Source organism: Streptomyces davaonensis JCM 4913, assembly GCF_000349325.1.
Lineage (GTDB): Bacteria > Actinomycetota > Actinomycetes > Streptomycetales > Streptomycetaceae > Streptomyces > Streptomyces davaonensis.
Genome location: NC_020504.1, coordinates 5,803,203 through 5,818,837, shown reverse-complemented (window position 1 = coordinate 5,818,837; position 15,635 = coordinate 5,803,203). Strand labels below are relative to the sequence as shown.

General features: G+C 71.2%; 14 protein-coding genes. 3 read left to right on the top strand and 11 right to left on the bottom strand.

Annotation, left to right across the window (positions count from 1 at the left end; all coding sequences use genetic code 11):
- Positions 1 to 15: 15 nt before the first annotated feature.
- Entirely contained in the window at positions 16 to 1,284 is a 1,269-nt protein-coding gene (locus tag BN159_RS25830) for an ATP-binding protein (protein WP_015659947.1), read from the bottom strand.
- A 13-nt stretch (positions 1,285 to 1,297) separates the two neighbouring features.
- Positions 1,298 to 1,975 carry a response regulator transcription factor gene (locus BN159_RS25825; RefSeq protein WP_041821882.1) on the bottom strand — a complete coding sequence of 226 codons (678 nt, stop codon included), beginning with the start codon at positions 1,973 to 1,975 and terminating at the stop codon, positions 1,298 to 1,300.
- 348 nt (positions 1,976 to 2,323) lie between these two features.
- On the opposite strand from BN159_RS25825, the gene BN159_RS25820 reads away from it, so the two are divergent.
- The gene (locus tag BN159_RS25820; RefSeq protein WP_015659945.1) at positions 2,324 to 3,820 is read left to right on the top strand and encodes an oligopeptide:H+ symporter; all 1,497 of its coding nucleotides are present in this window, start codon (positions 2,324 to 2,326) and stop codon (positions 3,818 to 3,820) included.
- Positions 3,821 to 3,879: 59 nt separating this feature from the next.
- Here BN159_RS25820 and BN159_RS25815 read toward each other — a convergent pair whose 3' ends face one another.
- The 6 genes from BN159_RS25815 to BN159_RS25790 all read right to left on the bottom strand — a co-directional run bounded on the left by BN159_RS25815 (position 3,880) and on the right by BN159_RS25790 (position 8,994).
- Positions 3,880 to 5,124 carry a hypothetical protein gene (locus BN159_RS25815; RefSeq protein ID WP_015659944.1) on the bottom strand — a complete coding sequence of 415 codons (1,245 nt, stop codon included), beginning with the start codon at positions 5,122 to 5,124 and terminating at the stop codon, positions 3,880 to 3,882.
- Positions 5,121 to 6,185, bottom strand: coding sequence for a hypothetical protein (locus tag BN159_RS25810; RefSeq protein ID WP_015659943.1), 1,065 nt, complete (start codon positions 6,183 to 6,185; stop codon positions 5,121 to 5,123). Before BN159_RS25810 ends, BN159_RS25815 begins: the two co-directional genes overlap by 4 nt.
- On the bottom strand, positions 6,185 to 7,006 hold the full coding sequence (locus BN159_RS25805) for a hypothetical protein (protein ID WP_015659942.1): 822 nt from the start codon (positions 7,004 to 7,006) through the stop codon (positions 6,185 to 6,187). Before BN159_RS25805 ends, BN159_RS25810 begins: the two co-directional genes overlap by 1 nt.
- A gap of 56 nt (positions 7,007 to 7,062) precedes the next feature.
- Positions 7,063 to 7,749 carry an LPXTG cell wall anchor domain-containing protein gene (locus tag BN159_RS25800; protein ID WP_015659941.1) on the bottom strand — a complete coding sequence of 229 codons (687 nt, stop codon included), beginning with the start codon at positions 7,747 to 7,749 and terminating at the stop codon, positions 7,063 to 7,065.
- Positions 7,750 to 7,876: 127 nt separating this feature from the next.
- Complete coding sequence (locus BN159_RS25795) at positions 7,877 to 8,395, bottom strand: ATP-binding protein (protein WP_015659940.1); 519 nt, start codon at positions 8,393 to 8,395, stop codon at positions 7,877 to 7,879.
- 221 nt (positions 8,396 to 8,616) lie between these two features.
- A complete protein-coding gene (locus tag BN159_RS25790) occupies positions 8,617 to 8,994 on the bottom strand; it encodes an STAS domain-containing protein (RefSeq protein WP_015659939.1) in 378 nt (125 codons plus the stop codon).
- A 241-nt stretch (positions 8,995 to 9,235) separates the two neighbouring features.
- Between BN159_RS25790 and BN159_RS25785 the strand changes: the two genes are divergently transcribed.
- Positions 9,236 to 10,141, top strand: a complete 906-nt coding sequence (locus tag BN159_RS25785; RefSeq protein WP_041819846.1) for an RNA polymerase sigma factor SigF — start codon at positions 9,236 to 9,238, stop codon at positions 10,139 to 10,141.
- Positions 10,142 to 10,294: 153 nt separating this feature from the next.
- Positions 10,295 to 11,800, top strand: a complete 1,506-nt coding sequence (locus tag BN159_RS25780) for an RICIN domain-containing protein (protein WP_015659937.1) — start codon at positions 10,295 to 10,297, stop codon at positions 11,798 to 11,800.
- A gap of 41 nt (positions 11,801 to 11,841) precedes the next feature.
- Here the strand turns inward: BN159_RS25780 and hutI are convergent, their stop codons facing one another.
- The 3 genes from hutI to BN159_RS25765 are packed head-to-tail and all read right to left on the bottom strand — an operon-like array spanning position 11,842 to position 15,610.
- Positions 11,842 to 13,050, bottom strand: coding sequence for an imidazolonepropionase (gene hutI, locus BN159_RS25775; RefSeq protein ID WP_015659936.1), 1,209 nt, complete (start codon positions 13,048 to 13,050; stop codon positions 11,842 to 11,844).
- Between the two features lie 20 nt (positions 13,051 to 13,070).
- Complete coding sequence (locus BN159_RS25770; protein ID WP_015659935.1) at positions 13,071 to 14,411, bottom strand: formimidoylglutamate deiminase; 1,341 nt, start codon at positions 14,409 to 14,411, stop codon at positions 13,071 to 13,073.
- Positions 14,408 to 15,610 (bottom strand): allantoate amidohydrolase, encoded by a 1,203-nt coding sequence (locus tag BN159_RS25765; RefSeq protein WP_106435924.1) that lies wholly within the window; start codon positions 15,608 to 15,610, stop codon positions 14,408 to 14,410. Before BN159_RS25765 ends, BN159_RS25770 begins: the two co-directional genes overlap by 4 nt.
- Positions 15,611 to 15,635: the final 25 nt, after the last annotated feature.

Sequence of the window (15,635 nt, the reverse complement as noted above, 5' to 3'; positions counted from 1 at the left end):
TAGCCGCCCGGCCGGCTACCTGACGGTCGGTGTCGCGTCCCTGCTCGGCCTGGCCGGGGTCCGGGAGAGGAACAGGCCGAACACCGGGGGCGACGCCTGGAGCATCTCCAGCCGGCCGCCGTCCGCCTCCGCCAGATCCCTCGCCACCGCCAGGCCGATGCCCGTGGAGTTGCGGCCGCTGATCGCCCGCTCGAAGATCCGCGCGCCGAGGTCGGCCGGGACGCCGGGCCCCTCGTCCGTCACCTCGATCACCGCCTGGTTGCCGGTGACACGGGTGCGCAGCGCCACCGTGCCGCCGCCGTGCATCAGGGAGTTCTCGATCAGCGCCGCGAGGACCTGGGCCACCGCTCCCGGGGTGCCGACCGCCTCCAGATGGCGTTTGCCCGAGCTGACGATCGCCCGGCCCACGCTGCGGTATGCCGGACGCCATTCCGCGAGCTGCTGCTGGATGACCTCGTCGAGGTCGAAGGTGACGGCGGAGCCGGTCCGGGGGTCCCGGGAGTTGGTCAGAAGGCGCTCCACCACGTCCGTCAGGCGTTCCACCTGCGTCAGCGCGATGGTCGCCTCCTCCTTCACGGTGTCCGGGTCGTCGGTGAGGGTGATCTCCTCCAGCCGCATCGAGAGGGCGGTGAGCGGAGTGCGCAGCTGGTGGGAGGCGTCAGCCGCGAGGCGCCGCTCCGCCGTCAGCATGCGGGCGATCCGCTCCGCGCTGGCGTCCAGCACATCCGCGACCCGGTCCAGCTCCTGGACGCCGTAGCGCTTGTGGCGGGGGCGCGGGTCGCCCGAGCCCAGGCGTTCCGCGGTCTCGGCGAGGTCGGTCAGCGGGGACGCGAGGCGGCTCGCCTGGCGCAGGGCCAGCAGCACCGCCGCGATCACCGCCAGCAGCGCCACCGCCCCGATGATCAGCAGCGTCCGGCCGACCTCGCGGGTCACCGTCGAGCGGGGCTCCTGGACGGTGACCGTCTCGCCCTCCTCGCCCTTGCGGGTGGCCTTGATGGTGTCGCCGTCCGGCTTGGTGCCGATCGCGATGGGCCGCTCACCGGGCACCCGGATCACGGCGTACCGGTCCTCGGGCACCTGGTCGCGCAGCATCTCCGCGGTGACCGCGCCGGTCGCGATCAGCCTGCTGTCCACGATGGACGCGAGCCGCACCGCCTCGGAGTCCACCCGCTCCTGGGCGGTACTGCTGATGGTGCGGGTCTCCACGATGACGAGGGAGACCCCGAACACGGCGATCACCACGAGCACCACGGCGAGCGTGGACTGGATCAGTCGGCGGCGCATGGAACTCGCTTGCTCAGCTCTTCTCGAACCGGAAGCCCACGCCACGCACCGTCGCGATGTACCTCGGGTTCGCGGCGTCGTCGCCGAGCTTCTTGCGCAGCCAGGAGATGTGCATGTCGAGGGTCTTCGTGGACGACCACCAAGTGGTGTCCCAGACCTCGCGCATCAGCTGGTCACGGGTGACCACCCGCCCGGCGTCCCGGACCAGCACCCGCAGCAGGTCGAACTCCTTGGCGGTGAGCTGGAGCTCCTCCTCGCCCATCCAGGCGCGGTGGGACTCCACGTCGATCCGCACGCCGTGCGTGGCCGGCGGCTGCTGCGGCTCCGCGGCACCGCGCCGCAGCAGGGCCCGGACCCGGGCGAGCAGTTCGGCGAGGCGGAAGGGCTTGGTGACGTAGTCGTCGGCGCCCGCGTCCAGCCCGACGACGGTGTCCACCTCGTCGGCGCGCGCGGTCAGGATGAGGATCGGGACGCTGTGGCCCTCGGCCCGCAGCCGCCGCGCCACCTCCAGGCCGTCCATGCCGGGCAGCCCGAGGTCCAGCACCACAAGGTCGACGCCGCCCTGCATACCGGCTTCGAGTGCGGTGGGGCCGTCCTCACGGACCTCCACCTCGTACCCTTCCCGGCGCAGTGCACGGGCCAGCGGCTCCGAGATGGACGCGTCGTCCTCGGCGAGCAGTACACGGGTCATGAGCTGATGGTAGTCCGCCCGTGACAAGAGCCGGGGTGTGATGGTCACGAGTGATTCTCACCTCGCGCCTACCCGACTCTCACCTTGGTATGAACCATTACCTCTGAGGTGCAATCCTGTAGTGACCTTCGAAAGGGTGTGCACGGTTCCATCAGCACCTGTGATCCGCGTCTCAAGTCCTTCCATATCCGGCACTGTCCTGCCGTATGGTGACTCAACGCCTGTAGCACCGTGGGGACCTTTGGCAATCATTTGACGCTGAAGGTCTCTTTTGTGTGCGGGCTGGCTCACCAGCCTCGAAACGAATGAGCGCTCCACCCCGCGCGTCCCGAACAGCAAGGAACGACCATGGCGTCCAGCCTGACGAAGGACTCGGCCCGACCGGGCACCCCCGGCACCGAGCGCACCTTCTTCGGCCACCCCCGCGGACTGGCCACTCTCTTCATGACCGAGATGTGGGAGCGGTTCTCCTACTACGGCATGAGGGCTCTGCTCCCGCTGTACCTCGTGGCGCCGGGTGGCCTTCACCTCGACGCGGCCACGGCCACCGCGATCTACTCCGTGTACGTGTCGCTCGTGTACCTGCTCGCCATGCCCGGCGGCTGGTTCGGCGACCGCGTCTGGGGGCCGCGCAAGACCGTCGCGGTCGCCGGTGCGGTGATCATGCTCGGCCACCTCACGCTGGCCCTGCCCTCCTCGGGCACCTTCTACGCCGGTCTCGGCCTGGTCGCCATCGGCTCGGGTCTGCTGAAGGCCAACATCTCCACGATGGTCGGCCACCTCTACGACGGACCGGACGACCCGCGCCGTGACGGTGGCTTCACCGTCTTCTACATGGGCATCAACCTCGGTGCCTTCGCCGCTCCGCTGATCATCGGCACCATCGGTGAGAACGTGAACTGGCATCTGGGCTTCGCGCTCGCCGCGCTCGGCATGGCGCTCGGCCTCGCCCAGTTCCTGATCGGCAGCCGCAACCTGGCGGAGCGCTCCAGCGTCGTCCCGACGCCGCTGTCCGCCGAGGAGAAGTCCTCCACCCTGCGCAAGGCCGCGATCTGGGCCGGTATCGCCGTGGTCTTCTACGCGATCGTCGGCTTCTCCGGCCACTACACGCTGAACTGGATCCTGGTCCCGCTGACCCTGCTCGGCGTGATCATCCCGACGATGGTCCTGGTCCGCATCAAGCGCGACAAGGACCTGGACCGCACCGAGCAGAAGTCGATGTCCGCGTACATCTGGTTCTTCGTCGCCGCGGCCGTCTTCTGGATGATCTACGACCAGGGCGGCTCGACCCTGTCGATCTTCGCCGACGCCTCCGCCGAGAACTCCGTCCTCGGCTGGGAGTTCCCGGTCTCCTGGTACCAGTCGGTCAACCCGGTCCTGATCATGGCCCTGGCCCCGGTCTTCGCCTGGTTCTGGCTCGCGCTGAACCGGCGCGGCAAGGAGCCGAGCACGATCGTGAAGTTCGCCTCGGGTCTCGTTCTGGTCGGCGCGTCCTTCTTCCTCTTCCTCGCCCCGCTGTCGATCGCCGAGGGCGGTCACAAGGCGGCCGCGATGTGGCTGGTCGCGATCTACTTCGTGCAGACCGTCGGTGAGCTGCTGGTGTCGCCGGTGGGTCTGTCGGTGACGACGAAGATGGCGCCGACGAAGTACGCCTCGCAGATGATGGGCGTCTGGTTCCTGGCGGTCACCGCGGGTGACGCGACCACGGGTCTGCTGTCCATCGGTGGGGTCGACCTGAACAAGACCGGTGTTGTCGCCCTGGAGGCCACGCTGGCCGTGGTCGCCGGTGTCGCGGTGTGGATGTACCGCAAGAAGGTCAAGGAGCTCATGGGCAGCGTCAACTGACGTTTCACCGAGCTGTTGGGGCCGCTGTGATCCGTGTGGGTCACAGCGGCCCCGCCGCTTTATCGGGTCCTTCTGCCCGGCAGGAACGTGAAGATCGCCGCCCCCAGCAGCACCGCCGTTCCCGCCACCAGGCCCAGCGCCTTCAGCGATCCGTCGCTCTCGGCGCCCGTGTCCGCGAGACCGCCGCCCGACGCGCTGGAACCGCCTGTGCCGGAGCCGCCTGTGCTGGAGCCACCTCCTGACGCACCGCCCTCCTGCTCGGTCGTGTCCAGGGTCAGGGAGACCTCCGTCTTCTCCGGTGTGCAGGTGGTCGTCGTGCCCAGGGCCTCGATGGTCAGGACGCCCGGGGAGAGCGTCGACTCCCCGCTCGCGCCCGGCTTGTACGTGCCCTTGAGGTCCGGGATCTCGATCGGCTCGCCCGCCTTGATGTCCTCGGCGTTGGTCGGGCCCTCGACATGGACCGTGCCCTTGTCGGCGCCGCCCAGGGCGACCTCCATGGACGGCTTGACCGAGTCCTTGGGGATGTCGGCGGGGCTGTCCATCACCGACTTCTTGAACTGCACGGTGAGGTCGAAGCTGCCGCCGTTCTTCTTGGCGTCGATCTGCACCGGCGAGGTCGCGTTCTTGTCGCCGATGGGCGTCTTGCACGCGTAGGGGACCTGGACCTCCTTGCCGGTGAAGTCGGTCTGCCCGCCGCCGTCGGTCTCCGAGGCGGTCGGTGAGGGGCTCGGCGTCTGGCTGTCCGTCGGATCGGGCGCCGGAGTCGAGGGACTCCCGTCCCCTTCCGCCACCTTGATCGTCGCCGCCGAACCGACCGCCTCCTCCGGCGTGCACTTCGTGTCCGTCGACATCGCGTTGATGGCGTACGCGTCCGGCGTCAGCGTCACCTCCCCCGGCGCCGTCAGCTTCAGCGTGCCCTTCATGTCGGACAGGACCATGTCGCCGCCCTTGGGGGTCGCCGGGTTCTCCCGCGGACCCTGCATCGCGATGTCCGCGGTCTGCGCGCCGGCCGCCTTGAGGGTGCCGCTGGGCTGCACGGAGTCGGCGGGCAGGTCGATGAGGTCGGGGTTCTTGGAGGCGGCCTGGACGAACTTCCAGACCACCTCGACCTCGTCGCCCACCTTGGCCGTCTCCGGCGCGGTGATCTCCACCTTCGTGGTGCCGTGGACCGGCGGCAGGCCCGAGATCGACGGCGGGACGCACTCGGTCGCGTACGACACCTCCGCCGCTCGGGCCGGGCTCGCGGCCACGCCCAGCAGCAGTGCGGCCGCGACGACCGGGATGGCTCTCCTGCGCTTGCTCACGTGGGTCCCTTTCCGGTGGGAGTCGTTGGACTCGGCGGGCTGTCGTCGTGCGGTGCGGAGAGCCGACCGGCCGTGTTCGGACCGGAGTCCGGGGTGAACCACGGCAGGGTCGAGGCGATCGAGTGCCTGACCTCCTCGCGGGGCTTCAACCCCGGCAGGCGCAGGGCGAGTTCGGGCAGGCGCAGGGCGCGTCGGCGCGGGTGCGGCCGGGGTCGTACCCGGTCCACGGCCGCCATGCCGACGCGGAACACCGCGGCCGGGACGACCAGGCAGACCAGGATCCAGAACAGGGTCACGCCCCAGGGGCGGCCCACTCCCCAGGGCTGTTCGGCCATCACCTTCCCGCCGTACTTCAGCGAGACGGTGTAGTCGCCGTGCGCTCCGGCGGCCAGTTCGACGGGCAGCTCGATGCGCGCCTTGCCGCCGGGGCGGATGGTGCCGCGCCACTGCTGCTCCTGCCATTCGGGGGCGAACACCCCGTGCGAGGTACCGACTTGGAACAGCGGATTCTTGACGGGTGAGGTGCCGACGTTGCCGACGGTGAAGACCAGGGTGCGGGCGGGCGGGGCACCGAACCAGGTCAGGAGGCCGCTCGAACCGTCCAGGCGGGTGTCGGTGAGGACGGAAAGGCGTCCTCCGGAGGCGTCCGCGGGCAGCGGTTCGACGGCGTGCCCGGCCACCTGGAACACGGCGTCGGCCTCGGCCTTCGCGCCCTGGACCGTGGCCACGTGCACCACACAGGGGCAAGGCACGGGCGGTTCGGCCACGGGGAGTTTCCGGCTGAACCGGCCCTCGGCGTCGGTCGTGACGGCCCGGCCGTCGGCGTTGGCACAGGAGTTGGTGCCGCCGGTCACGCCCGTGGCGGGCACCGACTGCCCGCAGATCAGGATCATCAGCAGCGCCCGGGGCCGCCAGTCCTCACCCGTGACGGTGACCGAACCTCCGGTGCCTGCCTGTGACTTGGAGACCTTCACGGTGGGCGGATCGGCGGCGGAGGCGGGCGCCAGGGAGAGCGTCAGCAGCAGTACGGCGAGCAACGCCGGGATCCGCACCTTGCCCATCACTTCACCGCTCCCGTCAACTCGGCGTCCGCACCAGCCAGTTCGGCGGGAATACGGCGCCTGCGACGTCGTACGAAAAGGAAGGCCGCTGTCGCCATCGCGCCCGCGCCGCCCGCCACCGGCTGCCAGGGCACGAACCGGGCCGACGCGTGCGCCGTGTCGTGGGCCCCTCCCCCGGCGGTCACCGTGAGGCGGACGTCGAGGGCGTCGAGGGCCGGGCGGTCGGGCCAGGGTTCGGTGAGCCGGATCCGCCGGCCCGGGGGGAGTTCGACGGCGAGGGTGCGCGCGGGGCGGTCCAGGACCGGGCCGAGGACACCGTCGGCGCGCACGGCCAGTCGGGGGACGAGCCTGGTCGTACCGCGGTTGACGATTTCGTACGTGATGCCGTCGTCGCCGATGCGCACGCGCTCCACCGTCAGCGCCGACAACTGCGGGACGCGGGCGCGCAGATGGAGGGCGACCGAGCGGAAGCTGCCGTCGGGGCCGCGGGCGGTGACCTCGGCCGAGCGGTCGGCGTCCGGGACGGTCACCGTGAAGGGGACGTCGGCGCGGGTGCGGGCCGGGACGCGCACCTCGGAGCGGGCGAAGACGACCCGGGCGCCGGTGGCGGACAGCCGGACGGTGACCGGCTCACCGCCCCGATTGGTCACCGACACCACGTCCTCGACGACCGCCCCGGGCGCACCCTCGGCGTAGAAGGAGGGCCGCCCGCCGCCGCTGGGCGCAACGGACCAGCCTCCGTCGGCGGCCGCGGACGGGGTGACCGCCGACAGAAGCAGTAGGGCGGGAGCAAGGACGAGGACACGGGCGGTCAGCGACATGGGCGGCTCCAACGCTGGTCCAGAAGGTCAGCGACGTACGGTCAGACCCGCCGCGCTCAGCGACGTGCCATCTGATTCCGCCGCGTCAGCCACAGCGCGCCCGCCGCCCCCGCGAGCAGGACCGTGCCGCCGAGCGTGCCGAGGGCCACAGCGGAGTCCTCGGGGCCGGTCTGCGGGAGTTCGGAACCGGAGTCGGAGCCGGACTGGGGCGTGCCACCGCCGCCGCCACCGCCCGCCGCCTTCACGTCCAGCGTGAGCGCCGGGCCGGGGCTGTTGGACGGGGTGCAGGTGGTCGTCGTACCGAGCGCCTTGATGGTGAGGACGCCGGGGGTGAAGGTGACCTTGCCGGACTTCTTCGGCGTGTAGGTGCCGGTCAGGTCATTGATCTTGATGGGGGTGTTGGCGGGAATGGCCTCCTGGTTGGCCGGGCCGCTCACCGACAGCGTGCCGCTCTCCGCCCCGCCCAGCTTGATGGTGGCGCTGGGGTTCATCGCGCCCTTGCCCAGCTCGACCGGGCTGGAGGAGACGCCCTTCTGCCAGGACATCGTGATCTTGTAGCCGCCGCCGCTCGCGACACCCTTGATGTCGATGGGCGAGACGGCGCTCTTGTCGCCGATCGGGGTCTTGCACTGGTAGTTGACGTCCACGACCTCGGCACGGGCGGCGGGGGCGGCCATCAGCACCGCCGAGCCGGCCAGGGCCGCGACGGACGCGAGCGCGGCGGTTCGATTCCGGTACGACACGGTTCCGCTCCCTCTCGTTCCTGACGGCACATCAGATCGGCCGTCAAGGTACGCCCGGGGCCCGGAGGAGGGAAGACACAGTGCGTGTCGGAAGTGTGGGGATGCCCGGCGCCGGTGGCGCGGACTGTCAGGCGGGTGCGCCGAGTTCCGCCCAGACCGTCTTGCCGGTGGCTCCCGGGGTTCGTACCACTCCCCAGTCCAGGCAGAGGCGCTGGACGATGAACATGCCGTGGCTGCCGGGGCGGCCCGCGCGGTGGGGGGTGCGAGGGGAGGGCTGACCGGTGCCCCGGTCGGAGACCTCCAGGCGGATCACCTTGCTGTCGCAGGTGATGCGGAGCCGGTCGGGGCCCTCGGCATGCAGGCACGCGTTGGTGACCAGCTCGGAGACGACGAGCAGCACGTCCTCGGCCGCCGCCCGCTGATCGGCGCCGGCGGCGGGCAGCCAGCCCCAGTCGTACAGCGCCTGCCGGGTGAAGTCGCGGGCGAGCGGTACGACGCCGCTCTGTCCGTCGAGGGTCAGACTGCGGACCTGGGGGCCGCCCGCCTTCGGCTCGGACGCCTCGGCCGGGTCCGCGTCGGACATCCCGGAAGCGCCGCTGGGCTCGGGGCCGCGGTCGCCCGGCGAGCAGGGCCGGGTGGTGCTCATCAGCGCTTCACCTCACCGATTCACCAGTTCATGATTCAAGAAGTCGGTACCTAGGTCCGGTCGCGGATCGCGGGTCGCCGCCATGACAGCGACATGTTCAGGATGACTCCTGCCCGAGCGGACCGGTGGAACACCCCCGGATTTCGGCACGAATCCCGTGACGTCCGGAGAGTGGCGTTCCGTATGGGGCGGCGGGTGCGGGCACCCGGGCGCCGTCCGATTCAGTCGGCCTCGTCGGCCAGGGCGGATTCGAGGCTGTCATGGACGGTGAAGACCGCCTCGGCCCCGGTGATCTCGAAGACTCGCGCCACCACGGGCTGCATCGCGGCGAGGTGCACTCCGCCCCCGGCGGCCTCCGCCTTCAGGCGGGCACCGAGCAGCACATTGAGCCCCGTGGAGTCACAGAAGTCCAGCCGCGCGCAGTCCACGACCAGTCGGCTGAAACCCTTCCCGAGGCATTCCTCGAGTGGCTCACGCAACAAATCGGCGGTGTGGTGATCCAACTCACCCACAGGAATTACGACGGCACTGGAGCCCTCTTCCCGCACCTCCACCAGAAGTCGGCCGGACTGTGCACTGCCGACTGTCCCGCGGTCCATGCCGTCTCTCACTCCCGACGTCGTGGCTGACTGGCGCCCTCGAACCCTACGCCTTCCCTACGCACTCCGACACCCGAACAACCACCCGGAAACGGACATTTCACAACAGAACGCACTTGCGGTGGCCTCGGGAAAGCGGGTAGGGCTAGTAGAGACACGTAACCGAACACGGCCGGCTTTGGAGGCGCCGCACACCGCAGTGCACGCACAGGCTTCGGCAGCCGTATATATGCCGAGAACGATGGAGGACATCATGTCACCCCGGCTCGACGCACCGCATACCCACAAGGCGACGTCGACATCCCCCCCGGAACAGCTGACTCCCATCGAGCAGGACGACGTACTCGCGGGACTACCGGAGATACCCCCTTACGACGAAGTGGGGCCGGTGGACGCACGGGCCCTGTCCAAGACCCTCTTCGGGCGGCTGGAGTCGCTGGAGGAAGGGACCCACGAGTACTCGTACGTCCGCAACACGCTCGTCGAACTCAACCTCGCGCTGGTCAAGTTCGCCGCCTCCCGCTTCCGCTCGCGCAGCGAGCCCATGGAGGACATCATCCAGGTCGGCACCATCGGCCTGATCAAGGCGATCGACCGCTTCGAGCTCAGCCGCGGCGTGGAGTTCCCCACCTTCGCGATGCCCACCATCGTGGGCGAGATCAAGCGCTTCTTCCGGGACACCTCCTGGTCCGTGCGGGTCCCGCGCCGACTCCAGGAACTCCGGCTCGACCTGGCCAAGGCGGGCGACGAACTCGCCCAGAAGCTCGACCGCGCCCCGACGGTGGCCGAACTCGCCGAGCGCCTCGGGATCTCCGCCGACGAGGTCGTCGAGGGCATGGCCGCGTCGAACGCCTACACCGCCTCCTCGCTGGACGCCCAGCCGGAGGAGGACGACGCCGAGGGCGCGCTCGCCGACCGGATCGGCTACGAGGACCACGGACTCGAAGGCATCGAGTACGTCGAGTCCCTGAAGCCGCTGATCGCCGAACTCCCGCCCCGGGACCGGAAGATCCTCTCCCTGCGCTTCGTCGCGGGACTGACCCAGTCGGAGATCGGTGAGGAACTGGGCATCTCGCAGATGCATGTCTCCCGGCTGCTGTCACGGACGTTGGTGCGGCTGCGCAAGGGGCTGACGCTGGAGGAGTAGCTCCTCCACGGTTCCCGGGTGACCTGCGATGGTTCACGGGTTACCCACAGAAACTCTTTCCTCTGCGGTCCCCTTCCTCCACTATGAGCCGTCGTACCCGCCGGTAGGTCCAAGATCCGGCCGGTACGACGGCTCATCGAGGAGGCGGGTTTGATGGTGCGGGCCGACGACGGAGGGTCCGACGCACGGCTGACCGAGCTGCTGCGCGCCGACTCCGCCACCGCGTACAACGCGCTCCAGGAGCTGCGCGCCCGCCACTTGCCCGCCGTGCTGGCCTACGCCCGGCTCTGCGCCACCAGCGACTCGGTGGCCCGGCAGCTGGCCGGACAGGTCTTCACCCTCGCCGCCCGGGAGACGGCCCGCGGTATCGACCCCGGCGGTCCCTGGCGGCACCGACTCCTGCTGCTCACCGGGCGGTTGGCCGCCTCCTGGGCGGCGGGCGGGCAGGCGGCGGGCCTCGATCCGGGGCTGCTGCTGGTGCTCAGCACGGCCGGTCCCGGCGGCCCTGTGCCGCCCATGCTGGGCGCGTTCCAGTCCCTGCCCGCCCGCGCGCAGGGCGTGATCTGGTACGCCGTCGTGGAGCGCGAACCGGACGACCGTACGGCCGCGTTCGTCGGCGTCACGCGGGAGGACGTGGTCCACGGCTCGGGCGCGGCGCTCCAACAGCTCGCCCGCGCGGTGCTGCGCGCCCGCCTGGCGACCTCCGCCGACCCCGACTGCCGTGACTTCCACCGGCTGATCGAGGAGTCGGTACGTCCGGACAGCCCGCGCGGGAGTGCCGATCTGCACGCTCATATGGCGCGCTGCGCGACCTGTACGGCCGCCCACGAGGAACTCTCCGCCCTGCGCGACGACCCCCGTCGAACCCTCGGCGAGGGCCTGTTGCCGTGGGCGGGGGCGGCGTACGTCCTGGACGACCCGGCGCCCGGGGACCCCGGCCCCCGTACCGCGGCCGCCGACTGGCCGCCGTCCCGGCGGATCGCCCTGATGTCGGCGGCGCTCGGAGTGGCGCTGGTGCCGCTGCTGGTCTTCCTGGTCGCGCAGGCCGACTCCGCCGACGACGGCCAGGAACCGGTGAGTTCGGCCACCTCCAACAGCCCGGTGACCCCACCGCCGGTGACGGTCACGGCGACAGTGTCCGCGACCCCGTCGCCCTCTCCCACGCCCTCCCGGTCCAAGTCGCCCTCCCCCACCCGGAGTTCGGCGAAGCCGTCCCGGACGCCCAGTGCGACACCCACTCCCACTCCGTCGTACCGGCCCCCCGGCGCCTCGTACGCGCGCGTGGTGAACCTGTCGAGCGGGCTGTGCCTGGACGTGCGTGACGACTACTTCGAGAAGGGGACGGACGTCATCACGGCGCCCTGCACCTCGTCCCGCAGCCAGCTGTGGCGCGTCGACTCCGAGCGGGGCGTGGTGCAGTCGTACGCCGATCCCGAGTTCTGCCTGGACAGCCGGGGTTCGGTGGAGCGGGGCGTCGGCATCTGGGCGTGTGACTCGGTCTACGGGAGCAACGGCCAGAACCTGCGGTTCGCCGTCGACTCCCGTGGGTTCATCCGCCCGGGCATCGCCCCCGGGCACGCGGTGACGCCGGTCGGGGGCGATGGGGTGGCGCTGGTGACGGAGAGCGGGGGGTCGGGGCAGCGGTGGCGGGCCGGGTGAGCGCGCCTGGTTCTTCGCGCCTGGTGCTTCATGCCCGGTGATCAGAGCACGCGTTCGCCGCGCCGCCAGACTCCGCTGACCAGGGGCACGCCCGGCCGGTAGGCCAGGTGTACGTGGCTCGGGGCGTCCAGGAGGGTGAGGTCGGCGCGGGCGCCCGGGGTGATGCGGCCGATGTCCGTGCGGCGCAGGGCCGCGGCGCCGCCCGCCGTGGCCGACCAGACCGCCTCGTCCGGGGTCATCCCCATGTCCCGTACCGCGAGCGCGATGCAGAACGGCACGGACGAGGTGAAGGACGAGCCCGGGTTGCAGTCGGTGGACAGGGCGACGGTGACCCCCGCGTCCAGCAGCCGCCGGGCGTCCGGCCACTCGGCGCGGGTGGAGAACTCGGCGCCGGGGAGGAGGGTGGCGACGGTGTTGCCACTGGCCAGTGCGTCGACGTCCGCGTCGGTGAGGTGGGTGCAGTGGTCGGCGCTGGCCGCGTCGAGCTCGACGGCGAGCTGGACGCCGGGGCCGTGGGAGAGCTGGTTGGCGTGGATGCGGGGGTGCAGGCCCTTGGCCTTGCCCGCCGTCAGGATGGCGCGGGCCTGGTCGCCGTCGAAGGCGCCCTTCTCGCAGAACACGTCGATCCAGCGGGCGTGCGGCGCGCAGGCGTCCAGCATCTCGCCGGTGACCAGGGCGACATAGGCGGCCGGGTCGTCGGCGTAGTCCGGGGAGACGATGTGGGCGCCGAGGTAGGTGACCTCGTCGGTGTGGGCGGCGGCGATGCGCAGGGCGCGGGCCTCGTCCTCGGTGGTCAGGCCGTAGCCCGACTTGGTCTCGAAGGTGGTGGTGCCCTGGCGGAGCGCCTCGGCGAGGTACCGGGTCAGGTTGGCTTCGAGCTCGGCGTCCGTGGCCGCCCGGGTCGCCGCGACCGTCGTGCGGATGCCCCCGGCGCTGTAGGCCCGGCCCGACATGCGGGCGTTGAACTCCTGGGTGCGGTCGCCCGCGAAGACCAGGTGGGAGTGGGAGTCCACGAAGCCCGGCAGGACGGCCCGGCCCTCGGCGTCGACCCGATTGTCAGTGGCGGGTGCTTTGCTTGATTCACCGGTCCACACGACGTGGTCGCCGTCGATGACGACGGCCGCGTCCTGGATCAGGCCGAGGGGAGATCCTCCCCCACTCTCGAATTTGCTCGAGCGGGGGGACCCCCATCCCAGGGAGGGGTCGTTGGTGACGAGTGCGGCGATGTTGGTGATGGCGGTGCTGCTCATGGCGTCCTCGTGGGTGGTCGTCAGGCGCGCAGGGCTTCGACTGCCCGCGACAGGGCTTGCGGCACATCGGGTACGAGCATGTGGGTCCCGTCGCGCACGATGTGCCGGCCCGCGACGACCGTGTGCCGTACGTCCGCCGCGGTCGCGGCGAATACGGCCGTCTCGGCGCCGAGCCGCGGCAGCGGCCCTGCCGTTCTGACCGAGTCGAGCGCGATCGTCGTGAAGTCGGCGCGTGCGCCCGTCTCCAGGGTGCCGACGCCGTCCCAGCCGAGGGCCGCGTGGCCGTCGGCGGAGGCCGCCCGCAGGAGGGCCGCCGCCGTCCAGTGACCTCGGGTGCGGGTGCGCAGGCGCTCGTTCAGCTCCATGGCGCGCGCCTCTTCCAGCAGGTCGATGACGGCGTGGCTGTCGGAGCCGAGGGAGAGCGGGGAGCCCTCGTTCTGGAGGGCGACGGCCGGGCCGATGCCGTCCGCGAGGTCGCGCTCGGTCGTCGGGCACATGCAGGTGCCCGTGCCGCTGCCGCCGATCAGGGAGATGTCCTCGGCGGTGAGGTGGGTGTTGTGGACACCGGTGGTGCGCGGTCCGAGGACGCCGTGGAGGGCGAGGAGCTGGGTCGGGGTGCAGCCGTGGACCTCCAGGCACGCCTCGTTCTCGGCGGTCTGCTCCGACAGGTGCACATGGAGCGGGGCCCGCCGCTCCTCGGCCCAGCGGGCCACGGTCGCCAACTGGTCGGCGGGCACCGCCCGTACGGAGTGGATGGCCGCCCCGATCCGCGCGTGATCCCGTTCCTTGAGAACTGAACAGCGTTCGGCCCAGGCGTCCGCGCTGCCGTCGGAGAAGCGGAGCTGGTGGGTGCTGGGGGGCTGTCCGAAGCCGGAGGAGAGGTAGGCGGTGTCGAGGAGGGTGATGCGGATACCGGCGTCGGCGGCGGCCGCGATGAGCGCCTCGCCCATGGCGTTGGGGTCGGCGTAGGGGGTGCCGCCCGGGGCGTGGTGGACGTAGTGGAACTCGCCCACTGCCGTGATCCCGGCGAGCGCCATCTCGGCGTACACCGCCCGCGCGAGGGCGTGGTAGCGGTCCGGGGTGAGCCGGTCGGCGGTCGCGTACATGACCTCGCGCCAGGTCCAGAAGGTCCCGGAACCGACCTGGACGGTGCCGCGCAGGGCGCGGTGGAAGGCGTGGCTGTGGGCGTTCGCCAGACCCGGGAGGGTGAGTCCGCGGAGGATCTCGGCGCCCGGGGGCGGGGTTGGGATGCCGGTGCGGACGGCGGTGATGCGGCCGTCCGTTGTGTCCACGGCCACGCCCGGCTCGACGTGGGTGTCGAGCCAGGCGTGCTCCAGCCAGTACGTCTGCGTCGGCGTCACGTGCAGGCCAGTCCTTCCAGTACGTCGGCGAGCGCGAGGACCCCGGCCACGCAGTCGTCCTCGGTCGCGGACTCGGCCGGGGAGTGCGAGACGCCGGTGGGGTTGCGTACGAACAGCATGGCGGTCGGGATCGTCCCGGACAGGATTCCGGCGTCGTGTCCGGCGCCGGTGCCGAGGACGGGCACCGTCAGGCCGGTGTCCTTGCCGAGGATGCGGCCGAGTTCGTCGCGCAGGGCGTGGTCGAACTCGACGACGGGGGTGAAGGACTCCCGGACGACGTCGAGGTCGATGCCGTGCGCCGCCGCGTACTCCCGGGCCGCCTTCTCGATGCCGCCGACCACCTGATCGAGGCTCGCCTGGTCCGCGGCGCGGGAGTCGAGCCAGCCGCGCACCAGGGAGGGGATGGCGTTGACGCCGTTCGGCTCGACGGAGATCTTGCCGAAGGTGGCGACGGCACCGGCGAGTTCGGCCTCCCGGCGGGCGGTGAGCACGGTCTCGGCGTACGACAGCATCGGGTCGCGCCGGTCCACGAGACGGGTGGTGCCGGCGTGGTTGGCCTCGCCCCGGAAGTCGAACCGCCAGCGCCCGTGCGGCCAGATGGCGCTGGCGATGCCGACCCGGTCCCCGGACAGGTCCAGCGCCCGGCCCTGTTCGACATGCAGCTCGACGAAGGCACCGATCCGCGAGAACCGCTCGGGGTCGGGCCCGATGGCCTCGGGGTCGTACCCGGCGGCCTCCATGGCCTTCGGCAGACTGACGCCGTCCCCATCGGTCAGCCGGTGCGCACCCTCCACGCTGAGCTGCCCGCTGGCCAGCCGGGACCCGACACAGGCAAGCCCGAACCGGGCACCCTCCTCGTCCCCGAAGTTGACGATGCCGAAGGGCTTGCTGAACTCGACGCCCCGGGCCCGCAGTTCATCGAACGCGGCGAAGGAGGACACGACACCGAGGGGCCCGTCAAAGGCACCCCCGTCGGGCACGGAGTCCAGATGCGACCCCGTGACCACAGCATCCCCGGCGACCGGATCCCCGAGCCAGGCCCACTGATTCCCGTTCCGGTCGACCTCGTAGGCGAGTCCCCGGGCCTCGGCCTGCCCCTTGAACCAGGCCCGACAGTCGAGATCAGCGCCGGTCCAGGCGTAACGCCGGTAGCCACGGGAATCGGAGTGCCGCCCGATGGGAAGCAGCTCGCGCCACATGGAGTGGAAGGAGCTCCCGGTCGGA